The following is a 25,904-nucleotide window of genomic DNA, read 5'->3' on the forward strand; positions in this document are numbered from 1 at the left end:
TGGGCGCATCGTCCCGCTACCGGTGAAGATTGGCCATACGTCGCGAGTCACTTGTAGAGGAGGTATTCAGTTCGAATCCCTCGGAACGCCCTCAACTCCTCCTGCCACTCCGCCACCACCTCGTCGGTGCCGGCTCCCGCGTCGATCGCCGTACGCACCCGCGCCGACCCGGTGAGGTTGTCGATCCAGTGGTCCGAACGCCAACGGAAGCCGCTCCAGACCTTCTTGGCGGTCACCAGCAGTGCGATCCCGGTGCGCACGGGGTCGAACGCGGCCCGGTCGTGGATGTGGATCTGGACTCCGCCGACGGTTTTGCCCTCGAACTTGGAGAAGGTGGGCGCGAAGTACGCCTCTCTGAAGTGCACGCCGGGCAGCCCGAGTTGATTCGCCGCCGCCGCCCAACGGCCGTCGACGCCCTCCGCGCCGAGCAGTTCGAAGGGGTGGGTGGTGCCGCGCCCCTCGGACAGGTTCGTCCCCTCGAAGAGACACGTCCCCGAATACACGAGGGCGGTGTCCGGCGTCGGCATGTTGGGGCTCGGCGGCACCCACGGCAGCGACCAGGCGTCGTAGAACTCCGACCGCTTCCAGCCCGTCATCAGTACGGTCTCCAGTGGCACGGGTGTCCTGAGGAACTCGCCGTTGAACAACCGGGCCAGCTCCGCCACCGTCATCCCGTGCGCCTGTGCGATCGGCTGCCGGCCGACGAAGGACGCGAACTCCCGGTGCAGGACCGGGCCTTGGGCCGTGCGGCCGGTCACCGGGTTCGGGCGGTCGAGCACGACGAAGCGCTTGCCGGCGAGTTGGGCCGCCTCCATGCAGTCGTACAGGGTCCAGATGTAGGTGTAGAAGCGGGCGCCGACGTCCTGGATGTCGAAGACGACGGTGTCGACGCCGGAGGCCTTGAAGATGTCGGCGAGGGGCTGGCCGTTCTTCAAGTACGTGTCGTAGACCGGGAGTCTGGTGGCCGGGTCGGTGTGGCGGCCCTCGGAACCGCCTGCCTGTGCGGTGCCCCGGAAGCCGTGTTCGGGGCCGAAGACCGCGGTGAGGTTCACGTGGGGGTCGGCGTGCATGACGTCGACGATGTGGTGGGCGTCTCTGGTGATGCCGGTGGGGTTGGTGACGATTCCGATGCGGCGGCCGTTGAGCTGGGCGTAGTCGTGTGCGGCGAGTTGTTCGAAGCCGGTGCGCAGTGCGGTTTTCTTGGGTTGTGCTGGAGTGAGCGTTGCCGCCGGGGTCGCTGCCAGGAGAGCTCTTCTGGTGAGGGACATATCGGCACCGTAGGCGTAGTCGCAGGTCATGGGCTGCATGCGAGGACAAAGACATCTGCCCTTCCGGTGCTACATACCGACCGGTTAGTCTGGCCACGCAGTGGAGCCGCAGTCGAAGGAGACCGATGGTGGAAGCCGTTCAGGGTGCCGGGGTAGTCGTGACGGGGGCCGGGGGTGGCATCGGCGCTGCGCTCGCGCGGCGGTTCGCTGCCGAGGGGGCCCGGGTCGTCGTCAACGATCTGGACGGCGACCGGGCGAAAGCCGTCGCCGACGAGATCGGTGGGATCGCCGTGCCGGGGGATGCCTCCGCCGTTGTCGGTGAAGCCCGGGACGCGCTCGGTGGGACCGTCGACATCTACTGCGCCAACGCGGGGCTCGGCTCCGGTGGGTCCGAAGCCGCAGGTGAGCAGGTGTGGGCGCAGGCCTGGGACGTCAATGTGATGGCCCATGTGCGAGCCGCGGAGGCGCTGATTCCGGGGTGGCTGGAGCGGGGCGGCGGGCGGTTCGTGTCCACCGTGTCGGCCGCCGGGCTGCTCACCATGATCGGGGCCGCGCCCTACAGCGTCACCAAGCACGGCGCGTACGCCTTCGCCGAGTGGCTGTCGCTGACGTACCGGCACCGGGGGATCAAGGTCCACGCGATCTGTCCGCAGGGCGTCCGCACCGACATGCTGGCCGCCACCGGCAGCGCGGGCGACCTGGTGCTCCAGCCGACCGCGATCGAGCCCGATGCGGTGGCGGATGCACTGATGGCGGGGATCGAGGCGGATCGCTTCCTGATCCTGCCGCACCCCGAGGTCGCCGGGTACTACCAGCTCAGGGCCACCGAACCGGACCGCTGGCTGACCACCATGAACCACATCCAGCAGAAGTGGGAGGCCGGAGAGTGACCGACTCCCGCTATGCCGCCCGGCCCTGGGTCGGCCTGCTCAACGAGGCCCAGCGCGGGCCCATCAGTCCCGACGACTCGCTGGTGCACGCCCTGCGGCGGGTTGTCGCCGAGACGCCCGACCGCACCTTCCTCACCTACTTCGACGGCCGGCTCAGCTATCGCGAGGTCGACGAACTGAGCGACTCCGTCGCCGGGTACCTGGCCGCGCGGGGACTGGAGCACGGCGACCGGGTCGCGATCCTGCTGCAGAACTCGCCGCACTTCGTGCTCGCGCTGCTCGGTGCCTGGAAGGCGGGCGCGATCGTCGTGCCCGTCAACCCGATGTACAAGTCGGGGGAGGTCGGTCACGTCCTGCGGGACGGGGAGGTGGCCGCGCTGATCTGTTCCGATCGCGCGTGGGAGTCGTATCTGCGCGAGACCGCGGCTGCGGTTGAGGAGAGCGGGTCGTCGGTGCGGATCGTGCTCACGGCGTGCGAGTTGGATTTCCAGACCCGTGACGACGCGCGCGTGCTCACCTTCGAGCGGCTTCCGCAGGCCGGGGACGCGGCCGATCTGGTGGCCGTCGCCAAGGAGGGCCACAAGGCGCCCGAGGTCCCCGCCCCGGTCCCCTCCGGGATCGCGCTGATCAGCTACACCTCGGGGACGAGCGGTGCCCCCAAGGGCGCCACCAACACCCACGGCAACATCCTCTACAACGCCGAACGGCAGCGCACCGGGCTCGGACTGCCGGACTCGCCCGTGTACTTCGCGATGGCGCCGCTGTTCCACATCACCGGCATGGTGTGCCAGCTCGGTGCCTCGCTCGTCAGCGGGGGCTCGCTGGTGCTGGCGTACCGCTTCGAGGGCGGGGTGGTGCTCGACGCGTTCGCCGAGCACAAGCCGCACTACACGGTCGGCCCGTCCACCGCCTTCATGGCGCTCGCCGCGCACCCGGCCGTCACCCCCGAGCACTTCGCGTCCTTCCGGAACATCTCCTCCGGCGGCGCGCCGGTACCGCCCGCCCTGGTCGAGAAGTTCCGGGCCGGCTTCGGGCCGTACATCCGCAACGGCTACGGCCTCACCGAGTGCACCGCGCCCTGCGCCTCCGTGCCGCCCCAGCTGGAGGCGCCCGTCGACCCGGCGTCCGGGACGCTGGCCGTGGGCGTGCCGGGTCCCGACACCGTCGTACGGATCGTCGACGACCAGGGTGAGGAGGTGCCCTTCGGGGAGCAGGGCGAGATCGTGGTGCGCGGGCCGCAGGTCGTGCCCGGGTACTGGCGGCGACCCGAGGCCACGGCCGAGACCTTCCCGGACGGTGAACTGCGCACCGGGGACATCGGGTTCATGGACCCGGAGGGCTGGCTGTACGTCGTCGACCGCAAGAAGGACATGATCAACGCGTCCGGCTTCAAGGTGTGGCCGCGCGAGGTCGAGGACGTGCTGTACACCCACCCGGCGGTGCGCGAGGCGGCCGTCGTCGGGGTGCCCGACGGGTACCGGGGCGAGACCGTGAAGGCGTACATCAGTCTCCGTCCGGGCGCCGAAACCGACCCCGATGAATTCGCCGTGTACTGCAAGGAGAGACTGGCCGCCTACAAATACCCGCGCCAGGTGGAGATCCTGCCCGAGCTGCCGAAGACGGCAAGTGGGAAGATCCTCCGGCGGGAACTGCGTTCCCGGTCGCACGACAGCGAGTGAACACCTAGGAGAGGCAGGTGGCGGCAGTGCCCAGGACGACCGACGGAGACGGGGCTCCCGTCCCGCAGCGGCTCCTCGCCGCCGCCACCCGGCTCTTCGCCGAGCAGGGCTACGACCGCACCTCGGTGCAGGAGATCGTCGAGGCCGCAGGGGTCACCAAGGGGGCGCTCTACCACTACTTCGGCTCCAAGGACGACCTCCTGCACGAGGTGTACGCGCGCGTGCTGCGCGTCCAGATGGAGCGCCTGGAGGTGTTCGCGGGCGCCGACGAACCGGTGGAGAAGCGGCTGCGGGCGGCGGCTGCCGACGTCGTGGTGACGACGATCGACAACCTCGACGACGCGTCGATCTTCTTCCGGTCCATGCACCATCTGAGCCCGGAGAAGAACAAACAGGTGCGCGCCGAGCGCCGCCGCTACCACGAGCGCTTCCGCGCGCTGGTCGAGGAGGGGCAGCGCGAGGGCGTCTTCTCCACGGCGACCCCGGCCGACCTTGTCGTGGACTACCACTTCGGCTCGGTCCACCACCTGTCGACGTGGTACCGACCCGGCGGGCCGCTGAGCCCTCAGGAGGTTGCCGACCACCTGGCCGACCTGCTGCTGCGAGCATTGCGGCCGTAGGCCTATGACTCGGGGGGCGAGCCCAACCCCGCCGCCCGGGCCCAGGCCGCCGCCCCCGCGCGGTCTGCGACGCCCAGTTTGGCCAGGACCGCCGACATGTGGTTGCTGACTGTCTTCGGGGACAGGCCCAGTCGCGTGGCCACCGTCGAGTTGGGCTGGCCGTCGGCGATCAGGGCGAGTACGTCCCGTTCGCGTGGCGTGAGGGTCGGGCACGGGTCGGGACGGTCGGGCGGCCTGCTGAGCTGGCCGAGCACGCGGCGGGCTACACCGGGGCCGAAGATGGCCTCACCGGCGGCCACCGCCCGGATCGCCCGGACGATCTCGTCCTGCCCGGCTCCCTTGAGGACATAGCCCAGGGCGCCCGCCCGCATCGCCGCGAACACCGAGTCGTCCTCCTCGACCATGGTGAGCATCAGCACGGCGACCCGGGGCGCCACCCGGCCGATCTCCCGGGTCGCCTCGATACCGTTCAGATCGGGCATCCGGATGTCCATCACCACCACATGCGGACGCAGGGTCACCGCCGCCCGCACCGCCTCCCGCCCGCTCGCGGCGACCCCGACGACCCGCACCCGGGGGATCCCGTCCCGCACGGACTCCAGCAGCGCGGCCAGCCCCGTGCGCACCACGGGATGATCGTCGGCGAGGACGACCCGCAGCGCGTCGGGGTCCTCCTCGTCGCCAGGTTCCCGTCCCGTCACAGCGCCCCTCCCAGCGGCAGCGTCGCCACCACCCGCCCCTGCCCCGCCACGCACCGGCCGCCCAGCTCCGCCGCGCGCTCCTGCATCGACGTGATGCCCACGCCCGGCGTCCACGCGGTCTCCTCGCCCACCGGCGAACCGTCGTCGCACACCTCCAGACGCAACCCGTCGCCGATCTCGATGCGCAGGTCGACGCGGGAGGCGCGGGCGTGCCGGGCCGCGTTGGTCAGCGCCTCGATCGCGATGCGGTACGCGGCCACCTCCACGGCGGCGGGCAGCGCGGGCAGCCGCTCGGGTGCCTGGACCCGTACCTGGAGCGGGATGCCGTCCGCCCGCCAGGACAGCCGTACCGCGCGTTCCCGCAGCGCGCCCAGCAGCCCCAACTGGTCGAGATCCGGGGGCCGTAGCCCGTCCACCAGCCTGCGCACCTCCGCGACCGCGCCCCCGACCTCGGACCGCAACTCGGCCAGCAGCACCGCGGCCCGCTCCGGATCGAAGGCCAGCAGATTGCGTACGGCGTCCGCCTGGAAGGCCGCCCCGGCGAGGGTCGGTCCGAGCCCGTCGTGCAGATCGCGGCGGATCCGCCGCCGTTCCTCCTCGCGCGCGGCCACGATCCGCTCCCGGGAGTGCTGCAACTGCCGGGTGAGGTCGGTGGCGTGCAGCGCGGCGGCCAGCGGTACGGCGAGCAGTTCGAGTACGGCCAGGTCGGCCGGTGTGGGCTGTTGTTCGCCGGGGCGCAGCCCGATCACCAGCGCGCCGACGGTCCGGCCGTCGTAGTCGAGCGGTATGGCGTGGATGCGTTCGCCCGGTTCGCCCCAACTGCCGTCCGTCACCCCGGACTTCGACTCCACGGACACGTACGGCAGCCGCAGTGCCTCGCCGACCGCCTCCGGGACCGCGTCGACTCCGGTGCCGGCCAGCCGTTCGCCGATGCGGGAGACCGCGCGCACCGGGTCGTGCCGGTCGCCGTACAGGGCGTGGTCGACCATGCGTTGGAGGAGGCGGCGGGCGGGGGCGAAGGCGAGCGCGAGCGTGACGGTGATCAACGCCGGGCCGAGGAGGACGGGGTCGGGGTTGAGGAGGGCCTGCACGGAGGTGACGAGGCCGACGTAGGTGACGATCACGCCGACCGTGAGGGTGCCGTAGAGGAGGCTGCGGGAGACGACGAGGCGGATGTCGAGGAGTTCCTCGCGGACCACGGCGATCATGATGGCGGTCGGCAGGAACAGGGTGCAGCACGAGGTGTAGACGGCCGGGAAACCGAGGATCTGCAGGGCCACGCTCAGCGCCAGCGGCACCATGCCCGCGATGAGCCACAGGAGTCGGCGGCGGTCCTGCTCCCCGCCGCGCCGGTAGCGGACGGCCATGACGGCGAACACGGCGGCCAGCACCAGGCAGGCCTTGGCGGTCTCGACGTCCCGCAGGACCGGCATCCAGCCGTCCGGCACCGGGAGGTACGAGGGCTGGGCGGGCGTGCCGCGGAACAGGCCCCAGTCGTCCCGTGCCCAGATCGCGAAGTCCAGTGGGGAGGAGAGGAGTTGGGCGGCCAGGGCCCAGCGCCAGCGGCGGTCGGGCAGCCGGCCGTCGGGGAACAGGAAGAACACCAGCACGAACGCCGTGGAGCTGCCGAGGATCCAGCTGTGGCGGCCGACGGTCGTGACCGCGTGCAGTACGTCCGGCGGCCAGCCCAACCGCAGTCCCTCGACGGCCAGTCCGATCGACAGGCCGGTGAAGGCGTGGCCCAGCCCGTAGGCGATCAGCAGCCATCCGATGGGGTTGCGTGGCCGGTGCAGCGCGATCACCGTGCCGCAGACCGGGTACGCGATGCCCACCGCCAGGTCGACGACCATGTCGTAGTGGACCAGGTCCGTGACGGAGACCTCGGCCGCCGCCAACGCGAGCGCCCCGACCGCCACTTGGAGCGCCGCCAGCCCCAACAGGACGTACGCGGCGGCCGTGTGCGGCCGGGTGCGTCCGTCGCGGTCGTCCATGCGTCCCATCGTGGGGGCGCGGCGCCCGGGTGTCATGGGAACGCTTCCCGGACCACCCGGGAGAGGTCCCCGGCGTTGCCCGGGGGCTTCCCCTCAACTCCCGGCCCCCGTCGCCGTGATGCTCGTAGCAGCACAACGGCGGGCGCACCGCCGGACCGACCGACAGGAACCAACGGGGGAAACACCATGCTGTCAACGAAGCGGCGCCTGACCGGCGTTGTCCTGGGCTCCGTGCTCGCTCTCGGCGGTACGGCCGCGGTGCCGGCCGCCGCACAGACACCGGCGCGGGCCTCGTGCGGTGCCGCGGTCAACGAGCCGCACATCTACCAGCGTTGGAGCGCGCTCGGCGGGGCCGGTGGCTGGCTGGGTTGTCCGACCAGCTACACCAAGGACGTGTACCTGAACGGCGCCTACGCCGGGAAGCGCCAGTACTTCACCTACGGCACCGCCACCTGGTCGCCGCGCCAGGGCTCGAACATGGTCGTCGCAGCGTGGGAGGACCGCGGCTACGCCTACTTCAACTGGGGTACGACGGCTCCGTACCGCTACGACTCGTTCCTGGTCCGCTGGACGAGCGCCTCCGACCCCGGGGGCACGCAGCGGGAGTTCGGCGGCGGGACCTCCGGCCGGATCCGGGTGCAGGAGCGGAACACCGGCGCCTACGTCTTCGTCGTCGAGGGCTGCGACATCGGCACCTTCGGCCACACCTGCCGGCAGGGCTGGACGCTGAAGGCGAGCACGCCCAACTGACCATCACCTCGGGGGAACGGGGCTGGAAGGGGTGTGACCATCCGATGGGGTGCGACCACCCTTCCAGCCCCACGCGTTCCTGCCTACAGGTACTTCTTCAACTCCCTGCGCGCCAGCGACCGTTGGTGCACCTCGTCCGGGCCGTCGGCCAGCATCAGGGTGCGGGCGCTCGCGTACAGCTCGGCCAGCGGGAAGTCCTGGCTGACACCGCCCGCGCCGTGCAGCTGGATCGCCTTGTCGAGGATGCCGACGACCGTGCGCGGCGTGGCGATCTTGATGGCCTGGATCTCGGCGTGGGCGCCCTTGTTGCCCACGGTGTCCATCATCCAGGCCGTCTTGAGGACCAGCAGCCGCAGTTGTTCGACGGCCACTCGCGCGTCCGCGATCCAGTTGTGGACTACGCCCTGTTGGGCCAGCGCCTTGCCGAACGCGACGCGGGAGACGGCCCGTTGGCACATCAGCTCGATCGCGCGCTCGGCCATCCCGATCAGCCGCATGCAGTGGTGGATACGGCCCGGGCCCAGCCGCGCCTGGGCGATGGCGAAGCCGCCGCCCTCCTCGCCGACCAGGTTCGTCACCGGCACGCGCGCGTGGTCGAAGACGACCTCGGCGTGGCCGCCGTGGGAGTGGTCCTCGTAGCCGAAGACCTGCATCGCGCGCTTGACCGTGACGCCCGGGGTGTCGCGGGGCACGAGGATCATGGACTGCTGACGTCGGATGTCGGCGCCGTCCGGGTCCGTCTTGCCCATCACGATGAAGATCTTGCAGTCGGGGTTCATCGCCCCGGAGATGTACCACTTGCGGCCCGTGATGACGTAGTCGTCGCCGTCCCGCTCGATGAGCGTGGTGATGTTCGTGGCGTCCGAGGAGGCCACCTCGGGCTCGGTCATCGCGAACGCCGAGCGGATCTCACCGGCGAGCAGCGGCTCCAGCCACTGCTTCTTCTGCTGCTCGTCTCCGAACTGGTACAGCACCTCCATGTTGCCGGTGTCCGGCGCCGCGCAGTTCAGCGCGGTGGGCGCCAAGTGCGGGGAGCGGCCGGTGATTTCGGCGAGTGGGGCGTACTGGAGGTTGGTCAGGCCGCCGCCGTACTCGGCGTCCGGCAGGAAGAGGTTCCACAGGCCCTGCCTGCGGGCCTCCGCCTTCAACTCCCCCACCACGGCAGGGGTGTCCCAGGGGGAGGCGAGCTGTGCGCGTTGGTCCTCGGCCACGGCTTCGGCCGGATAGACGTACTCGTCCATGAAGGCCAGGAGCTTGGCGCGCAGTTCCTCGGTGCGTGCGTCGAACGCGAAGTCCATGGTGGATCAGCCTTCCTGAAGGGTGGTCAGGCCGTGCTCGATGAAGACGGGTACCAGTTCGCCGATGCGGTCGAAGCCGCGGCCGACCGTCTGGCCCAGGGTGTAGCGGTAGTGGATGCCCTCCAGGATCACGGCGAGCTTGAACCACGCGAACGCGGTGTACCAGGCGACCGACGACACATCGCGCCCCGAGCGCGCGGCGTACCGCTCGATCAGCTCGGCCGGTGCGGGGTGGCCGGGGGCCGAAGCGGTGGTGGAAATGGGGGAGTTGGGGAGCTCCAGCGGGATGCTGTACATCACCAGCAGGCCCAGGTCGGTGAGCGGGTCGCCGAGGGTGGACATCTCCCAGTCGAGGATCGCCTTGATCTTGTCGTCCTCGCCGATGAGGACGTTGTCCAGGCGGTAGTCGCCGTGCACGACCGTGGGTGCGGGGGAGTCGGGGAGGCGGCGGCCCAGGGCCGCGTGCAGCTCTTCGACTCCGGCCAGTTCGCGGTTGCGGGAGGCGGCCAACTGCTTGCCCCAGCGGCGCAGTTGGCGGTCCAGGAAGCCTTCGGGGCGGCCGAAGTCCGCGAGGCCCACCTCGGCGGGGGCCACCGCGTGCAACTCGACCAGGGTGTCCACCAGTTCGAGGATCGCGCCGCGAGTGCGCTCCGGGCCGAGCGGGGCGAGTTCGTCGGCGGTGCGGTAGGGCGTGCCTTCTACGAATTCCATGACGTAGAACGGTGCCCCGAGCACCTCGTCGTCCTCGCAGAGGAGGATGGGTTTCGGCACCGGCACGTTCGTCGGGTGCAGGGCGCTGATCACCCGGTGCTCGCGCTTCATGTCGTGCGCGGTGGCCAGGACGTGGCCGAGCGGGGGGCGTCGTACGACCCATTTCGTGGTGGAGTCGGTGACCGCGTAAGTGAGGTTCGACCGTCCGCCCTCGATCAGCCGGCCGGACAGGGGGGCGGTGACCAGACCGGGCCGCTCGCGGTCGAGCAGACCGCGCAGCCGGTCGAGATCGAGTCCGGGCGGGTGGTCGGGGCTCATACATCACTCCTACGAACGGACGAACAGGTCTCGCACCATCATGCCGACCGGTCGGTATGTCGTCCAGTGGGGGAGTGAAACGTGACCGGGGCCACGATAGGCCGACAGCTCCCCGCGCGGGGCGGCGGGGAGCTGCGGGTCGATGCGTTCAGGCCGTTCCGGGGTGTGGGGGTCGGCTCAGTGGTCGTCCCAGTGGCCCTCGTGCCGGGCGTGCCGGTGGCCGTCGTGGACGTAGTCGACGTGATCGCCGTGCAGCACGCTCTCGTGGCCGCAGTCCTGGCCGTGCTGGTGCTCGTGCTCCTGGTGGGAGACATGGCCGCCCGGCTCGCACTCGTCCCAGTGGCCGCCGTGCTCGCGGTGCAGGTGGCCGTCGTGCGCGTAGTCGATGTGGTCACCGTGCGGAACCGGGGCGTGACCGCAGTCCGGGCCGTGGGTGTGGGCGTGCGCGGAGTGCTCCAGGTGCAGGGTGGTCATGGTGCTCACCTTCGGAAGTGCGGGCGATGACGACGGACAGGTTGCCATGCGAATCGCCCGTATCGGGGCATCCGGGGTGTGTGGCGCCGCGGGTGGTGGGGGTGTCGGGGGCGTGGCGGGTGCGGATGTGGGTGCGGGTGCGTGGTTCGTTCTGTGCTTCGGTCGTACGGCTTCTGCCTCGTCCCTCAGTACACGAGTACCGCCGCGCATGCCGCCAGGGCCACCGTGCAGAGCACTGCCGCGGTGGCATGCCGGGGGGGTAGGGGTGGCGGTGTGCCGCCGGTTGCGAGGGTGGTGATTCGGCGGTGGGCGATGGTCAGGAAGCCGAGCCAGAGTGCGCAGCACAGGGCGCAGATGATGATGCCTTCGGGACGGACTCCGCCGTGGAGCGCGGCCTTTGCCGCGAGGATCGCGGCTACCGTGCTCGACAGGGTCGTGCGGCGCCAGGCCAGTCGGGTGCGTTCGGGCTGTAGGCCCGGGTCGCGGTCCGGGGTCGGGGGTCTGGTCATCCTTCCCATCCGGCCAGTACGACTACGACCATTGCTACGGCCACGATCGCCACGGCGATGCTCAGCAGTGCCGGGAAGCGGGATACCGGCAGGTCCTCGCCGCGCCGCATCGCCCGTTCGCAGCGCACCCAGTGGTTGACCGCGCGCAGTGAGCACAGGACGCCCGCCGCGAGGAGTGCGAGGGCCAGGCCGACCCGCCAGGCCCAGCGCAGGTCCGGCAGGAACTGGTCCACCGCGAAGCCTCCGCCGATCAGTGCGAGGGCGGTGCGCAGCCAGGCCAGGAAGGTGCGCTCGTTGGCCAGCGAGAACCGGTAGTCGGGGGTGCCGCCCTCCTCGCTGATCTCCTGGGGCGCGAACCACAGCCGGACGTTCCGTGCAAAATCGATCACGGGAACGACCCTATCCGGCCGTCTTGGAGTGGTACTCCTTGAGCCGTTCGTAGGCCGCCAGGCCGTCCGGTACCCATTCCCACTCGTCCAGGCGCCGCACGATCTCTCCCTCCTCCAGGAAGGCGTGCCAGTCGACCTCCTCGACCTGGGGGCTGACCGGCAGTTCGCAGCGCACCTCGTACACCGCCGACCACCAGGTCTGGCCGGCGCCGTCGTCGTACAGGAACTTGAAGAGGAAGCCGGGTTGGGGGAGGCCGGTGACGCCGAGTTCCTCCTCTGCCTCGCGCAGGGCCGCGTCGTCGTAGGACTCGCCCGCGCCCACCACTCCGCCGACGAACATGTCGTAGAGGGAGGGGAAGACGAGTTTGGTGGGGGTGCGGCGGTGGACGAAGACGCGGCCCTGGGCGTCTCGGGTCTGGACGAAGACCGCGCGGTGGCGCAGGCCCCGGGCGTAGGCCTCGCCTCGTGGGGACTGGCCGATGACCTGGTCGTGCTCGTCGACGATGTCCAGGATTTCGTCGGCTGCGCTCATGGTCCCGTCCAAACAGGGGAGGGGGTCAGCGGGGCTGGAGGTTCAGGGTCGGCTGCGGTTTCGTCGTGCCGCGCGGCATCGCGGGGTGCATGCCGAGCAGCAGGATGCCGACGACGATCCCGGCGAGGCCCACCGCCTCCCAGGCCAGCGCGCCGGTGTCGGCGCGCAACCGGTCGCCCAGGAAGCCCACCCCGCAGATGATCCCGGCCAGCGGCTGGGCCGCGGTGAGGGCGGGCAGTGACATACGCAGGGGGGCGGTCTCGAACGCGCTCTGTACGAGGACCAGGCCCGTCACGCCGAGCGCCAGCACTCCGTACGGCTGCCAGCCGGTGACGAGTTCGGTGAGGCCGCCCTCGGTGAAGCGCTGGCCGCTGACCCGGGTCAGCGCGTCCTGCACGCCGTAGAGCAGGCCGGCGGCCAGGGCCAGGAGGACCGGGCCCGAACTGAGGCGGGAGCGCTTGGCGTAGGTCGTGAGGAGGAGGGCGAGGCCCACCATCGCGCCGATGATCAGCCAGTGGCGGAACGGGTCGGTGACGGCTGTGCCGCTGCGTGGTTCGCCCGCGACGATGAAGGTCGTGACGCCGCCCGCCAGGAGTGCGAGGCCCGCCCAGCCCTGGCGGCCCAGGGGCTGTCGTGTCTGCTTGCGGGAGAGGGCGAGGGCGAAGAGGAGGTTTGTCGCGAGGAGGGGTTCCACGAGGGAGACCTCGCCCTTGCTGAGCGCTATCGCGCCGAGCACCATGCCCGCGATCATCAGGCCGATGCCGCCGAGCCAGCGCGGCACCTTCATGAGGTCGAGGAGCAGTCTCGGGGAGAGGAAGTCGCTCAAGGGTGCCTGCTGGGCCGCGTTCTGCTGGAGCACGAACCCGAAGCCGAGGCAACAGGCCGCACTCACGGAGAGCATCAGAACCAGAACCGACACGCTGCGTACCTCGATCGTTGGCCGGGTTACGGGATGCGTTTGGGTGACTGTAGCGCCCCAGGGCCCGGCTTGCCCCTGGGAGTGCCCGGAAGCGGCACCGTCCTGTCCATGGTCCGCCGCCGCTCGGCCGAGCGCCATGGCGTACGCCACATCGGTTACCCGTGAACGCTTGGGAGCGTACCGTCCCGGGTAGGGGTTGTGACCACAAGTGCCTTTTGTGAAAAGGTAGTTGACAGGAGTAACAGCCGTACGGCACTTGACGTGAAGTATTGGCTGGGGGTTTGCTGTGCGTGATCGGCCGATGGCACGCCGATGTCCCGCAGCGTCGCGTGAGGATCGTGAGGAATACCCGGGTGTCCCCACCCCCGCCACCCCTCGGGCGCCGTAACAAACGTGCGGCCCAGGCATTCGACGCCGCCCTCGACGACGGAGAACTCGTCACTGCGCGCGCCGCGTTGGCCCAGGGGCGCTGGCAGGCGGTGCGTGGTCTGCTCGCCCAGACGGGCGACGAGTGGGATCTGCGCGCCCACCGGGTCACCGTCCTCGCCCTGGAGTCCTACACCACCGCCTGGGCCCGTGACTGGCTGCTCGCCGAGCCCGAGTCCGCCGACGCCTCCGTCCTGCTCGCCGTCGCCCTGGTCCAGCGCGTGCTGGCCGGCAAGGAGAAACCTGTCCGGGCCCGCGACGCCTGTCGTACGGCGGCGGCCCGCGTGCCCGCCGATCCGACGCCCTGGCTCGGACTGCTCCTCCTGGAGCACAGCCTCGGCACGGACGAGGGGGTCGTCCAGCTCTTCGACGAGGTCCGCCACCGGCACGCCGACCACCATCACGCGCACCATCTGATGGTCGCCAGGCTGGCCGAGCGCCGGGCCACCGCGGGCCTCGACCCACTGCACGAGGTCTACGACTTCGCCTACTGGGCCGCCGAACAGGCCCCCGCCGACTCCCCGCTCGCCATCCTGCCGGTCGTCGCGCACACCGAGCGCTACCGCGTGCTGGCCGCCGCCGGCCTGGAACCCGCCGACCCGGCCGCCTCCGGGCACTGGTCCGGACGCCGGGCCCGGCAGGTGATGAAGGCCGCCTTCGACTGGTGGCTGGAGTGGGAGCACGAGGGCCATCCGCGCCGCCTGGTCGACCTCAACTTCCTCGCCCACGCCAAGTACTACGAGGGCCGCGGCGCCGAGGCCGCCGCCCTGTTCCACCGCATCGGGGAACACCCGACCCCGGCCCCCTGGTCCTACCCGGACCGCGACCCGCTCACCACTTTCCGTGCCGCGCGCGACCATGCGCTCGGTACGACGTAACGCCCCCGTACCGACGGCTCGGTAGCGATGAAACGCGACCGTAGCGACGCCGCCGTAGCGGAGTAACGCGACCGTAGCAACGAACCCGTAGCAACGAACCCGTAGCGACCCCGAAAGGACGTTCCCGCCATGACGACGGGCAGTTCCAGCACGAGCAGCGCCACCGCGGACGGCGGCGGCAGCGGCATCAGTACGTTCAGAGGGCAGGAGCGCGCCCTGCGCGCCGACCGCCTCGGCACCGGAGGCCTGCTGCTCTCCGTGCTCGCCGCGACCGCGCCCCTCATGGTGGTCGCAGGTGTCATGCCCACCACATTCGCAGTGATGGGCATCGAAGGGCAGCCCCTGCTCTTCGTCCTCCTCGGCGTCGTCCTGGTCCTCTTCAGCGTCGGCTACGCCGAGATGAGCCGGCACGTCCACAACGCGGGCGCCTTCTACGCCTACATCTCCCGCGGTCTCGGCGGCACCGCGGGCGCGAGCGCGGCCCTGGTGGCGCTCGTCGCGTACAACGCCCTCCAGGTCGGCATCTACGGCATCTTCGGCTTCGAGGTCTCCGGGCTGTTCTCCACCTACGCCCACGTCCAAGTCGCCTGGTGGATACCGGCGTTGGTGGCCGTAGCGGTCGTCGGCGGGCTCGGGTGGCTGAAGATCGACGTCAACGCTCGCGTGCTCGGCGTGCTGCTGATCGTCGAGGTCGCGCTCGTTGTTGTTTTTGACATCGCGGCCGTCGCCGACCCGGCCAAGGAGGGCCTGTCGCTGCACGCCTTCAACCCCGACACCCTCAGCGGCGCCGGCGTCGGCACCGCCCTGTGCTTCTGCATCGCCGCCTTCCTCGGCTTCGAACAGGCCCCGGTGTACGCCGAGGAGACCAGCCGCCCGCACATCCTGGTGCCGCGCGTGATGTTCCTCGCGGTCAGCGGCGTCGCCGTCTTCTTCGCGCTCAGCTGCTGGGCGCTCACCGTCGCGACCGGACCCTCCCAGATCATCGGCGTCTCCCAGAAGCAGAGCGCGGGCCTGCTCTTCTACCTCACCGACGCCCGCCTCGGCGGCACCTTCACCGACGTGCTCCACGTCCTGTTCGTCACCGGCATGTTCGCGGCCATGCTCAGCTTCCACAACGTCGTCGCCCGCTACGCCTTCGCCATGGGCCGCGAGGGCCTGCTGCCGTCCGCCTTCGGCCGTACGACGAGCGCGAGCGGCGCTCCCGGCACCGGCTCGCTGCTCCAGACCGCCGTGTCCGCCGTGATCGTGATCGTCTTCGCGGTCGCCGACGACAAGCCCACCGGCGACCCGACCGAACCGGTCCTGCACCTGTTCACCTGGTTCGGCAACATCGGCGCCCTCGGCGTCATCCTGCTGATGGCCGCCGCCTCCCTCTCGGTGATCGTCTTCTTCGCCCGCCGCGGCTCCGCCCGCGCTCAGGCCTGGCGGCTGGTCACCTCCGCGCTCTCCGGCATCGCGCTCGTCGTCATCGCCGTCTACACCGTCAAGGACTTCGACGTCCTGGTCGGCGCGGGCCCCGGCTCGTCCCTGAGCTGGATCCTGCCCGGCATCGTCGGCCTCGCCCTGATCGTCGGCCTGGCCCAAGGTCTGTTCCTGCGCTCCCGCAACCCCGAGGCGCACGCCCGCATCGGGCTCGGCAACGAGGCGTTCCAGCTGGACAAGGCGGCCACAGAGACACCGTAGGAACCTGTGGTCGAGCTGTCGTTGCTGAGAAGCACGTAAGAAGTGGTTACGGAAGTCTGACGAGCATCCGCGATCCCTGGCCGCGCCGGGGTCGCGGGTGTTCGAATGAGTGCGTGAACCCTGAACAACCCGAGCCCGAGGTTGCGGAGCAGGAAGCGCAGGGCCGGCCCATCGGCCGCCGTGTCCTCCTCGGCACCCTCGGCCTGGGCGCCCTCGGTGTCGTGTCCGCGCCCGTCCTGCAGAAGGGCATGGACGGGTTCCTGGGCGCCCTCTCCGGCAAGGACCCCACCGGGCTGACCGGACTCCTCCCCAACGGCGGCGGCTTCCGCTACTACTCCGTCACCGCGTCCGTGCCGAACAGGAACGCCCAGAACTACCGCCTGACAGTAGACGGCCTGGTCGACAAACCGGCGACCTACACCCTGGCCGACCTGCGCGCGATGCCGCAGACCCGGCTGGTCAAGGACGTCCAGTGCGTCACCGGCTGGCGGGTCCCCGGGACCCCCTTCGAGGGGGTGCGACTGTCCCGGCTCCTGGACGCCGCGGGAGTGCGCGCCAAGGCCGGGGCGGTTCGCTTCACCTGCTTCGACGGCGCCTACACCGAGAGCCTCACCCTCGACCAGGCCCGCCGCTCCGACATCCTGGTCGCGCTGCGCATGCAGGACAAGGACCTCGGCCACGACCACGGCGGCCCGGTCCGCCTCTACGTCGCCCCCATGTACTTCTACAAGTCCGCGAAGTGGCTCTCCGGCATCACGGTCACCGAGCACGTGAAGCCCGGCTACTGGGAGGATCGGGGCTACGACGTCGACGCCTGGGTCGGCAAGTCGAACGGACGCGACGATGACCCTACGAGCTGAAGCCCACGCCCCGCAGACGGAGCCCTCGGCCCGGATCCGCCGCTTCGGCCGCACCGAGCGCTGGGTGCACCGGACCACGGCCGCGCTGATGGGCATCTGCGTGGCCACGGCGGCCTGCCTCTACATCCCCGAGTTCGCCGAACTCGTCGGCCGCCGCCAACTCGTCGTCCGCATCCACGAGTTGGCCGGGGTCGCGCTCCCCGTACCCGTCCTCTTCGGTCTCTTCTCCCGGGGCTTCCGCGTCAACCTCGGCTTCCTCAACCGCTTCGGCCCGCACGACCGGGTCTGGCTGCGCGGCGCCCTGATGCGCGACAAACGCCGGTCGGCCCGCCCGGCCGACAAGTTCAACGCCGGCCAGAAGATCTACGCCAACTGGATCGCCGGCGCGACCCTGGTGATGCTCGGCACGGGCCTGATGATGTGGTTCACCCACCTCACCCCGATCATGTGGCGCACCAGCGCGACCTTCGTCCACGACTGGCTCGCCCTCACGATCGGCATCGTGCTGGGCGGCCACATCGGCATGGCGCTCGGCGACCCGGAGGCACGGGCGGGCCTGCGCACCGGGTCGGTGAGCAGGGAGTGGGCGAAGCGGGAACACCCGCTGTGGCGGCCCTGAGCGCGCTCAGCATTCCCTGGCCCGGTAGCCGCGCCCGCTGACGTACTCCACGCGCAGCCCGGGGTCCCCGTCCCGCAGCACGTAGAGGGTGCCGTCCCAGGGGGCCCAGTACCGCGGTACGAGGAACAGGCGGTCGCCCGAGACGTGGAACAGGCGCAGCCCGGCATACCGGAAGTGGTAGGGGCTGCCCTTTTCCGCGACGGCCGAGACACAGCTGCCGCCGCCGCGGATCAGCAGGTCCTGTTTGCTGAACACGACGACGGCCGGGAACTCGTCGGTGACCGTGGCGGTCGTCTCGGCGGCGCGGCCCCGGCCGACGATCTCCGCGTACGCGTACACCGCCCAGAACAGTGAGACTACGGCGACCAGCAGGGCCGGTACCCAGATCCGCGCCGCCCTGCGCCGGTCGGCGGGCCGCGTGTACGCGTACGCGCTGAGCAGCACGCCCGCGAGGATCGCCAGCGGGACGACGAGATTCAGCGCGCCCGGGGCGACGTAGTAGAGGGCGAGCAGCGGGAGCGACGGCAGCCAGGCGTACCGCAGGACGCGCAGCACCCGCGCGGTGCGCTCCGGGTCGCGCTCCTCCCGGTGGTGCAGGGCCGCTGCCGCCATCCACACGGCCGCCGCCACGAGCACGGGGAAGTAGAGCGCGTCCACGCTGCGCAGCAGGTAGTCGGCGGTGGAGAACCGGAAGAGCGTGTCCCGCAGTCCGAGGGCCCGTGTCTCGGCGTCCGTGCTGGCCCAGCCGAAGTAGAACAGCACGGCCGTGAGGAGGGAGAGCAGCGAGCCGGCGGTGCCGAGGAACTCGACCCATTTCGGGGGGCCGGGGGTGGGGGGTGGTTCGGGGGGCGGGGTCGGTGGGTCGGGTGGGCCCGGTGGGTTCGGTGGATGGGGCGGCTCTGGTGGTCCGGGTGGGCTCGGTGGACTGGGCGGGTCTGGTGGCTCTGGCGGTCCGGGTGGGTCCGGCGGTCCGGGCGGTTCCGGTGTGGGGGCGTTCACCGGGAGTGGGCGGCGCCGGTCGAGGGGGATACCCCGGGGGACGTGACCGGGGAGTCGTCGGGGGACGGGCCGGGGGCGACGAGGGTGAAGGCGTTCTTCAGTGTCACCGGCTTTCCCCCGTTGTGGGAGAGGCTCACGGCGACCTTCCGCCCGTAGCTTCCCGGTCCCGGATCCGGGACGACGACTTTGAAGGTCAACTGGTCGGGCGGGTTGGTCGGGGTGCCGGGGTCGTCATCCGGGAGTTCGGCGGGCGCACCGGCGATGGTCATCGTGCTCGCACCGCCCAGCAGCTCCACCTTGTCGAAGTAGAGGCCGCTGACCGTGACGGTGATCGTGTCGCCCGGCTTGGCCGCGCCATCGGTGCCCGCCTTCACGGAATCGATCCGGAAGTGGCAGACCGCTCCACCGCCGCCCGACGAGGAAGCTTTCAACTTCACGGTGGTGGAGGGGTGTTGTCCGTGGAACCGCAGGATTCCGCCGAGTGCGGTGTAGGCGGCACCGGTCTTGCAGCCCTTCGACTTGCCCTGGAGCGCCGCGTAGTCCGAGGCCGCGAGATCCCAGTCGCCGCCCTGGCCCTGCACGGCCTTGCACGCCTCGGCGAGACCGTGGAGCACTCGCCAGTTGTCGTTGGAGAGATCGGCCGGGATCTGTTTGGCGGTGTCCGCGCAGCTCGCCGGCTTCTCACCGAGCAGGTCGTAGACGACCTCGGGATCGATCTCCGTGTCGGTGTTGGGCGAGTGCGGCCCGGGCGGTAACCAGGCGGGGCCCGCTATGTTGCCGCCGCCTCCGCCGCCTGTATTGCCCGAACCACTCGAACTGCCCGAACCGCCGGACCCGTTGGATCCGCCCGATCCGCCGGAACCGCTCGAACTGCCCGATCCGCCCGATCCGCCGGACCCGTTGGATCCGCCCGAGCCACCGGATCCACCTGAACTCCCCGAGCCGCTCGTTCCACTGCCACCGTTTCCATCGGGCGCCTTCCAGGTGGGCATGCCGCCACCTGTACCGCCTGTGCTCCCCGTACTGCCTGTGCCGCCCGAGCCGCCCGTGTCGCCGGTCCCGCCCCCGTCCTGCCCTCCGTTCACGGTCCCGCCGACGGCACTCGTGCCCCCGCCGCTCCCACCTTCGGACGACTTGCTCGCGGTGTCCCCGTCGCCACCACCGCACGCGGCGGCGGTCCCGATGGCCAACGCCCCCGCGAAACACAGCGCCGATATGCGCACGCCGAGCGAAACCCCCATGACGTCCCCCGATGCGATCGCCCCCCGGGCCTGCCTCGCCGGGCCGGTGGGCGCGCGCGGGCCCCAGTGGGTTCCCTCATGATGGGACGGGCCGCCCCGCCCGGGAAGGCAATGCGCCCAAGATGCGAAAGCAGGGGCGAATCGATGCTCGGGAGGCAGGCCGAGGGGCCGACGACTGGGCTCAGGAGACGAGTCGGGGGGGCCGATGCCTGGGCTCGGAGGGCACGCCAAGGCCGCGAGGCCCGACTCAGGAGGCGAGCCGGGCGGCGCGGCTCGACTCAGGGCGCGAAGTCCAGCAGCACCGCGCAGGGCCGGCTCAACCACCGGGATCCAGCGGCACCGCGCAGGATCGGCTCAACTCCCGAAGTCCAGCAGCACCTTGCAGGACCGGCTTCGGTCGGCCGCCAGCGCGAACGCCGACTCGGCGTCCCGGACCGGTACCACCGCGCTGACCAGCGCGTCGAACGCGGGCTCCACCGCGAGGAGTTGGAGCGCGTCGTCGAACTCCGAGTCGAAGCGGAACGCACCCCGCAGTTCGATCTCCCGGCTGACGACGAGATTCCCGGCGAAGGGACTCTGCCCCGGCGGCAGCATCCCGAGCTGCACGACCACCCCGCCCCGCCGCACCAGCCGCAGACAGGTGTCCAACCCCGCCGCCACCCCGGACGCCTCGATGACCACGTCGACCTCCGACGGCCACCCGGAGTCGTCAGGATCATCGGCCCGTACGACGGTGTCGGCACCGGCCGCGGTGGCGTAACTCAGGGCCGCCGGAAGCAGATCGGTGACCGTGACGTGCGCCGCGCCGGCCGCCTTCGCCGCCGCGACGACCAGACAGCCGATCGGTCCCGCGCCGGTGACCAGCACCCGGCGTCCGGTCACGTCTCCGGCCCGGCGTACGGCGTGCAGCGCGACGGAGAGCGGTTCGGCGAGGGCGGCCCGGCGCAGCTCCAGGCCCGCCGGGACCGCTCTCAACTGGTTTGCGGGGACGGTGACTTGGGCCGCGAAGCCGCCCTGAACGTGCGGGAAGCGCGCCGCGCTGCCCAGATATGCGGTGTCCCGGCAGACGTTCCGCCGCCCGTCCGCGCACTCGGGGCAGACCCCGCACGGAGTGGCCGGGTGCACCGCAACTGCCGTACCGGGGGCGGGACCTGAGCCCCCGGGGCCGTAGGACAGGACCGTGCCGACCACCTCGTGGCCGAGCAGCATCGGTTCCTTGAGGCGGAAGTCGCCGACGCCGCCGTGGCGCCAGTAGTGGAGGTCGGAGCCGCAGACACCGCCGTAGCGGACGGCGACCAGGGCCTGGCCGGGGCCGGGCTCGGGCACTGTCAACTCCTCGACCCGCAGGTCGTCCTGACCATGAATCACACAACCCAGCATGTCCGGACTCCCGTTCTCTACAGCACGCTCGTCATGCCGCCGTCGACGTACAGCACCTGTCCGCTCACGAAGTCCGCGGCGGGCGACGCCAGGAACAGCACCCCGCCGACCAGGTCCCGTGTGCTGCCCCAGCGACCGGCGGGGGTCCGCTTGCGCACCCAGGCGCTGAACTCCTCGTCCTGGACGAGGGGTTGGGTGAGTTCCGTCTCGATGTAGCCGGGGCCGAGACCGTTGACCTGGACGCCGGACGGGCCCCAGTCGGCGCACATGCCCTTGGTGAGCATCTTCAACGCGCCCTTGGTGGCCGCGTAGGGCGCGATGCCGGGGCGGACCACCTCGCTCTGCAGCGAGCAGATGTTGATGATCTTCCCGTGGCCGCGTTCCGTCATCCGCCGGGCCGCCTCGCGGCCGACCAGGAACGCGCTGGTGAGGTTGGTGTCGATGATGCGGTGCCAGTCGGAGTCGGTGAACTCCAGGAGCGGGGCGCGCAGTTGCATGCCCGCGTTGTTGACCAGGATGTCCAGCGGGCCGACCCGTTCCTCGACGTCCGCTATTCCGGCGGCCACTGACGGACCGTCGGTCACGTCGAAGGCGGCGGTGTGGACATCGCCGGACAGTTCGGCGGCGGCCTTGGTGAGGCGTTCGCCGTCGCGTCCGTTCAGGACGACCGTGCAGCCGGCCTCCAACAGGCCCTGCGCGAGGGCGAGTCCGATGCCCCGGCTGGAACCGGTGACCAGGGCCGTACGGCCACTGATGTCGAAGAGAGGATGACTCATTCCCGTACCCCTAGATCACGAGCGAGAGGAGGAGGACCAGTCCGCCTGCGACCACCGAGATGATCGTCTCCATGACGGACCAGGTCTTGAGGGTCTGGCCGACGCTCAGGCCGAAGTACTCCTTCACCAGCCAGAATCCGGCGTCGTTGACATGGCTGAAGAAGAGCGAGCCCGCGCCGATCGCCAGGACGAGGAGAGCGGTGTGGGTCGAGGACATGTCGGCGGCCAGTGGGGCGACCAGACCGGCCGCGGAGATGGTGGCGACCGTTGCCGAGCCGGTCGCCAGCCGGATCGCCACCGCGATCAGCCAGGCCAGCAGCAGCGCCGGGATCGACCAGTCCTTGGAGATGTCCAGGATCATCTGGCCGACACCGGAGTCGATCAGCGTCTGCTTGAAGCCGCCGCCCGCGCCGACGATGAGCAGGATGCCCGCGATCGGCATCAGGCCCTTCTCGACGGTCGAGGACAGCCGTTCCTTGGTGAAGCCGGCCGGGCGGCCCAGCGTGAACATCCCGACGATCACGGCCGCGAGGAGCGCGATCAGCGGGGAGCCGATGACGTCGAAGACGCGCTGCACGGTGTGGGTGGGGTCGTCCACGATGATGTCGACCAGCGCCTTGGAGAGCATCAGCACGACCGGCAGCAGGATCGTGGCGAGGGTCGCACCGAAGCCGGGACGGTTCTCCAGGTCCTCCGATGGGCGGGCCGGGATCATCCGCTCGGGGGCCTGCACGTCCACCCAGCGGGCGGCGACCTTCGAGAACAGCGGCCCGGCGATGATGACGGTCGGGATGGCGACGAGCACGCCGAGCGCGAGGGTCAGACCGAGGTTGGCCTTGACGGCGTCGACGGCGACCAGCGGACCGGGGTGCGGCGGGATCAGCCCGTGCATGACCGACAGGCCCGCCAGCGCGGGGATGCCGATGCGCATGAGCGAGTAGTTGCCGCGCTTGGCGACCATCAGCACGACCGGGATCAGCAGCACGATGCCGACCTCGAAGAACAGCGGCAACCCGATCACCGAGGCGATCAGGACCATCGCCCACGGCATCGACCGGGGGCCCGCCTTCGCGAGGATCGTGTCGACGATCTGGTCCGCGCCGCCGGAGTCGGCGAGCAGCTTGCCGAGGATCGCGCCCAGCGCGATCAGCACACCCACACCGGCGACGGTCGAACCGAGCCCGGTGGTGAAGCTGGTGATGGCCTTGTCCAGCGGCGCCCCGGCGAACGCGCCCAGCGCGAGCGAGCCGATGGTCAGCGCCAGGAAGGCGTGCATCTTGAACTTGGTGATGAGCAGGACGATGACGGCGATGCCCGCCAGTACGGCGATGCCCAGCTGAGCGTGGCCGGCCGAGGTGATGGGCTCGACGGGGTCCGCTGCCAGCATCTCGACGCTGAGTCTGGTCACGGTGGCTTCCTTGCGGATACGGAGGGGAGGGGAGGTACGGGTACGGCTACAGGTGTCAGACGGTCGGTTCGGGGACCTGCTCCAGCGCGGCCGTCGCCCGCTCGGCGATCTGCTCCGGGCTGCCGCTGACGTCCACGGCGACCCCCGCCTCGTCCGGCTCCAGGGGCTGGAGCGTCGCGAACTGCGAGTCGAGCAGCGCGGTCGGCATGAAGTGCCCGTGCCGGTGCGCCATCCGGTCCTCGATGAGCGCGCGGTCGCCGGTGAGATGCACGAAGACGACCCCGGGAGCGGCGGCCCGCAGGCGGTCGCGGTACGACCGCTTCAGTGCCGAGCTGCTGACCACCCCGCCGAGTCCCGCGCGCCCGTGCGCCCAGGAACCGATGGCGTCCAGCCAGGGCCACCGGTCCTCGTCCGTCAGCGGGTGCCCGGCCGACATCTTGGCGATGTTGGCCTGCGGGTGGAAGTCGTCGCCCTCGGCGTACGGCACGCCGAGCCGGGCCGCGAGCAGGGGACCGATGGTGGTCTTCCCGGTGCCCGCTACGCCCATCACCACGACGACATGGGGGGTACGCATCGCTGCCTCACTGTCTCCGTCGACGACACCTGTTGTCGATCCCACTGAAACCGATTAGGTACGACGAATTCAAGAGTCTGTGACATATAAGTCTGACTTTTTGGTTCGGTGACGCGCCCCGTACGCTGAGTGCATGACCACTCCGGGCCGCGGGTTGCACGGCCGCGTACTCGACTCCCTCGGCCCCGCCATCACCGCGGGCGAGTACCCACCGGGCAGCGTCCTGCGCACGGACGAGCTCGCCAAGGACTTCGAGGTGTCGCGGTCCGTGATGCGCGAGGCGGTCCGCGTCCTCGAATCCATGCACCTGGTCGAGTCCCGCCGCCGGGTGGGCGTCACCGTACGGCCCAAGGCCGAGTGGAATGTCTACGACCCGCAGGTCATCCGCTGGCGGCTGGCCGGTGCCGACCGTCCGCAGCAGCTGCGCTCACTCACGGTGCTGCGTTCCGCGGTCGAGCCGATCGCGGCGGGCCTGGCGGCGAAGTTCGCCACGGCGGAGCAGTGCGCGGAACTCACCGAGTGCGTGATCGGCATGGTCGCCAACTCACGAGGCCACAAACTGGAGGCCTACCTCGTCCACGACGTGGCCTTCCACCGGGTGATCCTGGCCGCCTCCGGCAACGAGATGTTCGCCCGCCTCGGCGACGTCGTCACCGAGGTCCTGGCCGGCCGCACCCACCACGAGGTCATGTTCGAGGACCCCGACCCGGCCGCCGTCACCCTGCACGTCCAGGTCGCGGAGGCGGTCCGCGAGGGCGACGCGGTCCGCGCGGAGACCTTGACCCGCGAGATCACGATCGGCGCGCTTCAGGAACTGGACATCCTGGCCCCGTAGTTGACCTGGTTGTCCTAGTCCAGGAACTCCCCGTCGACGTACACCCACGCCCCGTCGACCCGCTCGAACCGGCTGCGCTCATGGATCGCACCGCCCTTGTACGACGCGCGGAACGTCACGGTCCCCGCCTGGTGGAGCGCAGACCCGCCCCCCGTCTCCAGGATCTCCAGCCCCGTCCACCGCATCCCCGGGTCGAGGTCGAGCGGTTCGGCGGGCCGGGTCCGCGGATGCCAACTGCGCAGCAGATACGGCGCGTCCAACCGCACGAAGGCGCTGTAGCGGGAGCGCATCAACGCCTCGGCGGTGGGGGCGGCGGCGGTGCCTGAGTGGTAGCGGCCGCAGCAGTTGTCGTAGGGGGTGGGGAGGCCGCAGGGGCAGTTGGTAGTTGGGGTCATGGGCATATTGTGCCGGGGCTACGATCGCGGACGCTCGGGGGTGACGCGGAGCGGCAGCCGGACGTAGGCGTCCTCGGGCAGCTTCGTCTCCTTGTCGCGCGTGAGCGTCGCGCAGGCCAGGAGCGGCAGCGGCTCGTTGCCAGGAGGGGCGGTGTCCTCGTACGCGGGTGCCGCACCGATGAACTCCACGAGCAGGGCGCCGGTGACCCGACTCCCGATCTGCTGCACGAAGTTCGCCGGGAGCGTCCACTCGACTCCCTGGTGCAGGATCCCGCCGGGACTGCAGTGCACTCTCTTGACGAACCACTCCTCGTCCCGCATCTGCGGCGCACTGCGCGCCCTCAGATGGGCCGCGGCGGACATCATCGCGTTGATCTCGGGAAAGCCGACCAGGTCCGCCGTGAGTTTGCCGGCGGCCTCCAGGGCAGGCCCGGCCGCCCGCAGGTCCCTGGCCGGCGTGGTCCGCCACGCCCGTTCGTCCGCCACCGGCGGCAGGTGGTACACGACGGCCTGGACGTCCTTCACCCGCCAACCACCCATGGCCGGGAACAGCAGCGTGACCTTCACGGACGGCGCGTCGTCCCCCGTGTACCCGAGCGACCAGACGTAGAGGTACCCGGTGAAAGGGCGTGCGGTGTCCGATCCGGTGGCGAACATCTGCTCCAGCGGGACAGATTGCGGCTCGGTCGCCCCGTAGACCTCCAGCCACTCGCCCGTCTCCGCGCGCCCCCGGCCCCATGCGGCTCCCATGACCTCACCCCCGTGAAGTCACTTGATACTC

General features: G+C 70.7%; 27 protein-coding genes. 9 read left to right on the plus strand and 18 right to left on the minus strand.

Features of this window, described 5'->3' with window-relative positions; all coding sequences use genetic code 11:
* Nucleotides 1–47 precede the first annotated feature (47 nt).
* Complete coding sequence (locus tag OC490_RS14845; protein ID WP_262058387.1) at nucleotides 48–1,268, minus strand: DUF1343 domain-containing protein; 1,221 nt, start codon at nucleotides 1,266–1,268, stop codon at nucleotides 48–50.
* A gap of 125 nt (nucleotides 1,269–1,393) precedes the next feature.
* Here OC490_RS14845 and OC490_RS14850 point away from each other — a divergent pair, with 125 nt between their 5' ends.
* From OC490_RS14850 to OC490_RS14860, 3 genes are read left to right on the plus strand one after another with little or no spacing between them, the layout of a single operon-like run.
* On the plus strand, nucleotides 1,394–2,158 hold the full coding sequence (locus tag OC490_RS14850) for an SDR family oxidoreductase (protein WP_262058388.1): 765 nt from the start codon (nucleotides 1,394–1,396) through the stop codon (nucleotides 2,156–2,158).
* Entirely contained in the window at nucleotides 2,155–3,837 is a 1,683-nt protein-coding gene (locus tag OC490_RS14855; protein WP_262058389.1) for a class I adenylate-forming enzyme family protein, read from the plus strand. Before OC490_RS14850 ends, OC490_RS14855 begins: the two co-directional genes overlap by 4 nt.
* A gap of 26 nt (nucleotides 3,838–3,863) precedes the next feature.
* Entirely contained in the window at nucleotides 3,864–4,457 is a 594-nt protein-coding gene (locus tag OC490_RS14860; protein ID WP_200714572.1) for a TetR/AcrR family transcriptional regulator, read from the plus strand.
* 2 nt (nucleotides 4,458–4,459) lie between these two features.
* On the opposite strand, the gene OC490_RS14865 is transcribed toward OC490_RS14860, so the two are convergent.
* Together OC490_RS14865 and OC490_RS14870 are read right to left on the minus strand one after the other, a co-directional pair.
* Entirely contained in the window at nucleotides 4,460–5,158 is a 699-nt protein-coding gene (locus OC490_RS14865) for a response regulator transcription factor (RefSeq protein ID WP_262058390.1), read from the minus strand.
* A complete protein-coding gene (locus tag OC490_RS14870; protein WP_262058391.1) occupies nucleotides 5,155–7,149 on the minus strand; it encodes a sensor histidine kinase in 1,995 nt (664 codons plus the stop codon). The genes OC490_RS14865 and OC490_RS14870 overlap by 4 nt, the downstream gene beginning before the upstream one ends.
* 186 nt (nucleotides 7,150–7,335) lie before the next feature.
* Between OC490_RS14870 and OC490_RS14875 the strand changes: the two genes are divergently transcribed.
* A complete protein-coding gene (locus OC490_RS14875; RefSeq protein ID WP_262058392.1) occupies nucleotides 7,336–7,899 on the plus strand; it encodes a hypothetical protein in 564 nt (187 codons plus the stop codon).
* Between the two features lie 83 nt (nucleotides 7,900–7,982).
* On the opposite strand, the gene OC490_RS14880 is transcribed toward OC490_RS14875, so the two are convergent.
* The 7 genes from OC490_RS14880 to OC490_RS14910 all read right to left on the minus strand — a co-directional run bounded on the left by OC490_RS14880 (nucleotide 7,983) and on the right by OC490_RS14910 (nucleotide 13,049).
* Nucleotides 7,983–9,197 carry an acyl-CoA dehydrogenase family protein gene (locus OC490_RS14880; protein WP_262058393.1) on the minus strand — a complete coding sequence of 405 codons (1,215 nt, stop codon included), beginning with the start codon at nucleotides 9,195–9,197 and terminating at the stop codon, nucleotides 7,983–7,985.
* A gap of 6 nt (nucleotides 9,198–9,203) precedes the next feature.
* Complete coding sequence (locus tag OC490_RS14885) at nucleotides 9,204–10,226, minus strand: phosphotransferase family protein (RefSeq protein WP_262058394.1); 1,023 nt, start codon at nucleotides 10,224–10,226, stop codon at nucleotides 9,204–9,206.
* 177 nt (nucleotides 10,227–10,403) lie between these two features.
* Complete coding sequence (locus tag OC490_RS14890; RefSeq protein ID WP_262058395.1) at nucleotides 10,404–10,700, minus strand: hypothetical protein; 297 nt, start codon at nucleotides 10,698–10,700, stop codon at nucleotides 10,404–10,406.
* Between the two features lie 185 nt (nucleotides 10,701–10,885).
* On the minus strand, nucleotides 10,886–11,209 hold the full coding sequence (locus tag OC490_RS14895) for a DUF202 domain-containing protein (protein ID WP_262058396.1): 324 nt from the start codon (nucleotides 11,207–11,209) through the stop codon (nucleotides 10,886–10,888).
* Nucleotides 11,206–11,598 (minus strand): YidH family protein, encoded by a 393-nt coding sequence (locus OC490_RS14900; protein ID WP_093624836.1) that lies wholly within the window; start codon nucleotides 11,596–11,598, stop codon nucleotides 11,206–11,208. The genes OC490_RS14895 and OC490_RS14900 overlap by 4 nt, the downstream gene beginning before the upstream one ends.
* 10 nt (nucleotides 11,599–11,608) lie before the next feature.
* The gene (locus OC490_RS14905) at nucleotides 11,609–12,130 is read right to left on the minus strand and encodes an NUDIX hydrolase (RefSeq protein ID WP_262058397.1); all 522 of its coding nucleotides are present in this window, start codon (nucleotides 12,128–12,130) and stop codon (nucleotides 11,609–11,611) included.
* 25 nt (nucleotides 12,131–12,155) lie between these two features.
* Nucleotides 12,156–13,049 carry a DMT family transporter gene (locus OC490_RS14910; RefSeq protein ID WP_262058398.1) on the minus strand — a complete coding sequence of 298 codons (894 nt, stop codon included), beginning with the start codon at nucleotides 13,047–13,049 and terminating at the stop codon, nucleotides 12,156–12,158.
* 353 nt (nucleotides 13,050–13,402) lie between these two features.
* On the opposite strand from OC490_RS14910, the gene OC490_RS14915 reads away from it, so the two are divergent.
* The 4 genes from OC490_RS14915 (at nucleotide 13,403) to OC490_RS14930 (ending at nucleotide 17,515) form a co-directional block, all read left to right on the plus strand.
* On the plus strand, nucleotides 13,403–14,353 hold the full coding sequence (locus tag OC490_RS14915; protein WP_262058399.1) for a hypothetical protein: 951 nt from the start codon (nucleotides 13,403–13,405) through the stop codon (nucleotides 14,351–14,353).
* A gap of 129 nt (nucleotides 14,354–14,482) precedes the next feature.
* On the plus strand, nucleotides 14,483–16,036 hold the full coding sequence (locus OC490_RS14920; protein ID WP_262058400.1) for an APC family permease: 1,554 nt from the start codon (nucleotides 14,483–14,485) through the stop codon (nucleotides 16,034–16,036).
* 113 nt (nucleotides 16,037–16,149) lie between these two features.
* Nucleotides 16,150–16,896, plus strand: coding sequence for a molybdopterin-dependent oxidoreductase (locus OC490_RS14925; RefSeq protein WP_262058401.1), 747 nt, complete (start codon nucleotides 16,150–16,152; stop codon nucleotides 16,894–16,896).
* Nucleotides 16,880–17,515 (plus strand): cytochrome b/b6 domain-containing protein, encoded by a 636-nt coding sequence (locus tag OC490_RS14930; RefSeq protein WP_262058402.1) that lies wholly within the window; start codon nucleotides 16,880–16,882, stop codon nucleotides 17,513–17,515. The genes OC490_RS14925 and OC490_RS14930 overlap by 17 nt, the downstream gene beginning before the upstream one ends.
* A 6-nt stretch (nucleotides 17,516–17,521) precedes the next feature.
* On the opposite strand, the gene OC490_RS14935 is transcribed toward OC490_RS14930, so the two are convergent.
* The 6 genes from OC490_RS14935 to OC490_RS14960 form a co-directional block, all read right to left on the minus strand.
* Nucleotides 17,522–18,277: a hypothetical protein gene (locus tag OC490_RS14935; protein ID WP_262058403.1), complete on the minus strand. Its 756-nt coding sequence runs from the start codon at nucleotides 18,275–18,277 to the stop codon at nucleotides 17,522–17,524.
* A gap of 233 nt (nucleotides 18,278–18,510) precedes the next feature.
* Entirely contained in the window at nucleotides 18,511–19,506 is a 996-nt protein-coding gene (locus tag OC490_RS14940) for a hypothetical protein (protein WP_262058404.1), read from the minus strand.
* 603 nt (nucleotides 19,507–20,109) lie between these two features.
* Nucleotides 20,110–21,135 (minus strand): L-idonate 5-dehydrogenase, encoded by a 1,026-nt coding sequence (locus OC490_RS14945; protein WP_262058405.1) that lies wholly within the window; start codon nucleotides 21,133–21,135, stop codon nucleotides 20,110–20,112.
* Between the two features lie 17 nt (nucleotides 21,136–21,152).
* Complete coding sequence (locus OC490_RS14950; protein WP_262058406.1) at nucleotides 21,153–21,911, minus strand: SDR family oxidoreductase; 759 nt, start codon at nucleotides 21,909–21,911, stop codon at nucleotides 21,153–21,155.
* 10 nt (nucleotides 21,912–21,921) lie between these two features.
* A complete protein-coding gene (locus tag OC490_RS14955) occupies nucleotides 21,922–23,319 on the minus strand; it encodes a GntP family permease (RefSeq protein ID WP_262058407.1) in 1,398 nt (465 codons plus the stop codon).
* A gap of 55 nt (nucleotides 23,320–23,374) precedes the next feature.
* Nucleotides 23,375–23,893, minus strand: a complete 519-nt coding sequence (locus OC490_RS14960; protein ID WP_262058408.1) for a gluconokinase — start codon at nucleotides 23,891–23,893, stop codon at nucleotides 23,375–23,377.
* A 133-nt stretch (nucleotides 23,894–24,026) separates the two neighbouring features.
* Between OC490_RS14960 and OC490_RS14965 the strand changes: the two genes are divergently transcribed.
* On the plus strand, nucleotides 24,027–24,728 hold the full coding sequence (locus OC490_RS14965) for a FadR/GntR family transcriptional regulator (protein ID WP_262058409.1): 702 nt from the start codon (nucleotides 24,027–24,029) through the stop codon (nucleotides 24,726–24,728).
* Nucleotides 24,729–24,742: 14 nt separating this feature from the next.
* On the opposite strand, the gene OC490_RS14970 is transcribed toward OC490_RS14965, so the two are convergent.
* Complete coding sequence (locus OC490_RS14970) at nucleotides 24,743–25,123, minus strand: YchJ family protein (RefSeq protein WP_262058410.1); 381 nt, start codon at nucleotides 25,121–25,123, stop codon at nucleotides 24,743–24,745.
* Nucleotides 25,124–25,141: 18 nt separating this feature from the next.
* Nucleotides 25,142–25,873: a hypothetical protein gene (locus tag OC490_RS14975; protein ID WP_262058411.1), complete on the minus strand. Its 732-nt coding sequence runs from the start codon at nucleotides 25,871–25,873 to the stop codon at nucleotides 25,142–25,144.
* Nucleotides 25,874–25,904 lie beyond the last annotated feature (31 nt).

The organism is Streptomyces sp. STR69 (assembly GCF_024519455.1).
GTDB lineage: Bacteria > Actinomycetota > Actinomycetes > Streptomycetales > Streptomycetaceae > Streptomyces.

Coding starts and splice junctions, on each gene's coding strand:
- OC490_RS14845 (WP_262058387.1), bottom strand. CDS start 1,268: ATGTCCCTCACCAGAAGAGCTCTCCTGGCAGCGACCCCGGCGGCAACG.
- OC490_RS14850 (WP_262058388.1), top strand. CDS start 1,394: ATGGTGGAAGCCGTTCAGGGTGCCGGGGTAGTCGTGACGGGGGCCGGG.
- OC490_RS14870 (WP_262058391.1), bottom strand. CDS start 7,149: ATGGACGACCGCGACGGACGCACCCGGCCGCACACGGCCGCCGCGTAC.
- OC490_RS14875 (WP_262058392.1), top strand. CDS start 7,336: ATGCTGTCAACGAAGCGGCGCCTGACCGGCGTTGTCCTGGGCTCCGTG.
- OC490_RS14880 (WP_262058393.1), bottom strand. CDS start 9,197: ATGGACTTCGCGTTCGACGCACGCACCGAGGAACTGCGCGCCAAGCTC.
- OC490_RS14885 (WP_262058394.1), bottom strand. CDS start 10,226: ATGAGCCCCGACCACCCGCCCGGACTCGATCTCGACCGGCTGCGCGGT.
- OC490_RS14890 (WP_262058395.1), bottom strand. CDS start 10,700: ATGACCACCCTGCACCTGGAGCACTCCGCGCACGCCCACACCCACGGC.
- OC490_RS14895 (WP_262058396.1), bottom strand. CDS start 11,209: ATGACCAGACCCCCGACCCCGGACCGCGACCCGGGCCTACAGCCCGAA.
- OC490_RS14905 (WP_262058397.1), bottom strand. CDS start 12,130: ATGAGCGCAGCCGACGAAATCCTGGACATCGTCGACGAGCACGACCAG.
- OC490_RS14920 (WP_262058400.1), top strand. CDS start 14,483: ATGACGACGGGCAGTTCCAGCACGAGCAGCGCCACCGCGGACGGCGGC.
- OC490_RS14930 (WP_262058402.1), top strand. CDS start 16,880: ATGACCCTACGAGCTGAAGCCCACGCCCCGCAGACGGAGCCCTCGGCC.
- OC490_RS14940 (WP_262058404.1), bottom strand. CDS start 19,506: ATGCCCACCTGGAAGGCGCCCGATGGAAACGGTGGCAGTGGAACGAGC.
- OC490_RS14945 (WP_262058405.1), bottom strand. CDS start 21,135: ATGCTGGGTTGTGTGATTCATGGTCAGGACGACCTGCGGGTCGAGGAG.
- OC490_RS14950 (WP_262058406.1), bottom strand. CDS start 21,911: ATGAGTCATCCTCTCTTCGACATCAGTGGCCGTACGGCCCTGGTCACC.
- OC490_RS14960 (WP_262058408.1), bottom strand. CDS start 23,893: ATGCGTACCCCCCATGTCGTCGTGGTGATGGGCGTAGCGGGCACCGGG.
- OC490_RS14965 (WP_262058409.1), top strand. CDS start 24,027: ATGACCACTCCGGGCCGCGGGTTGCACGGCCGCGTACTCGACTCCCTC.
- OC490_RS14970 (WP_262058410.1), bottom strand. CDS start 25,123: ATGACCCCAACTACCAACTGCCCCTGCGGCCTCCCCACCCCCTACGAC.
- OC490_RS14975 (WP_262058411.1), bottom strand. CDS start 25,873: ATGGGAGCCGCATGGGGCCGGGGGCGCGCGGAGACGGGCGAGTGGCTG.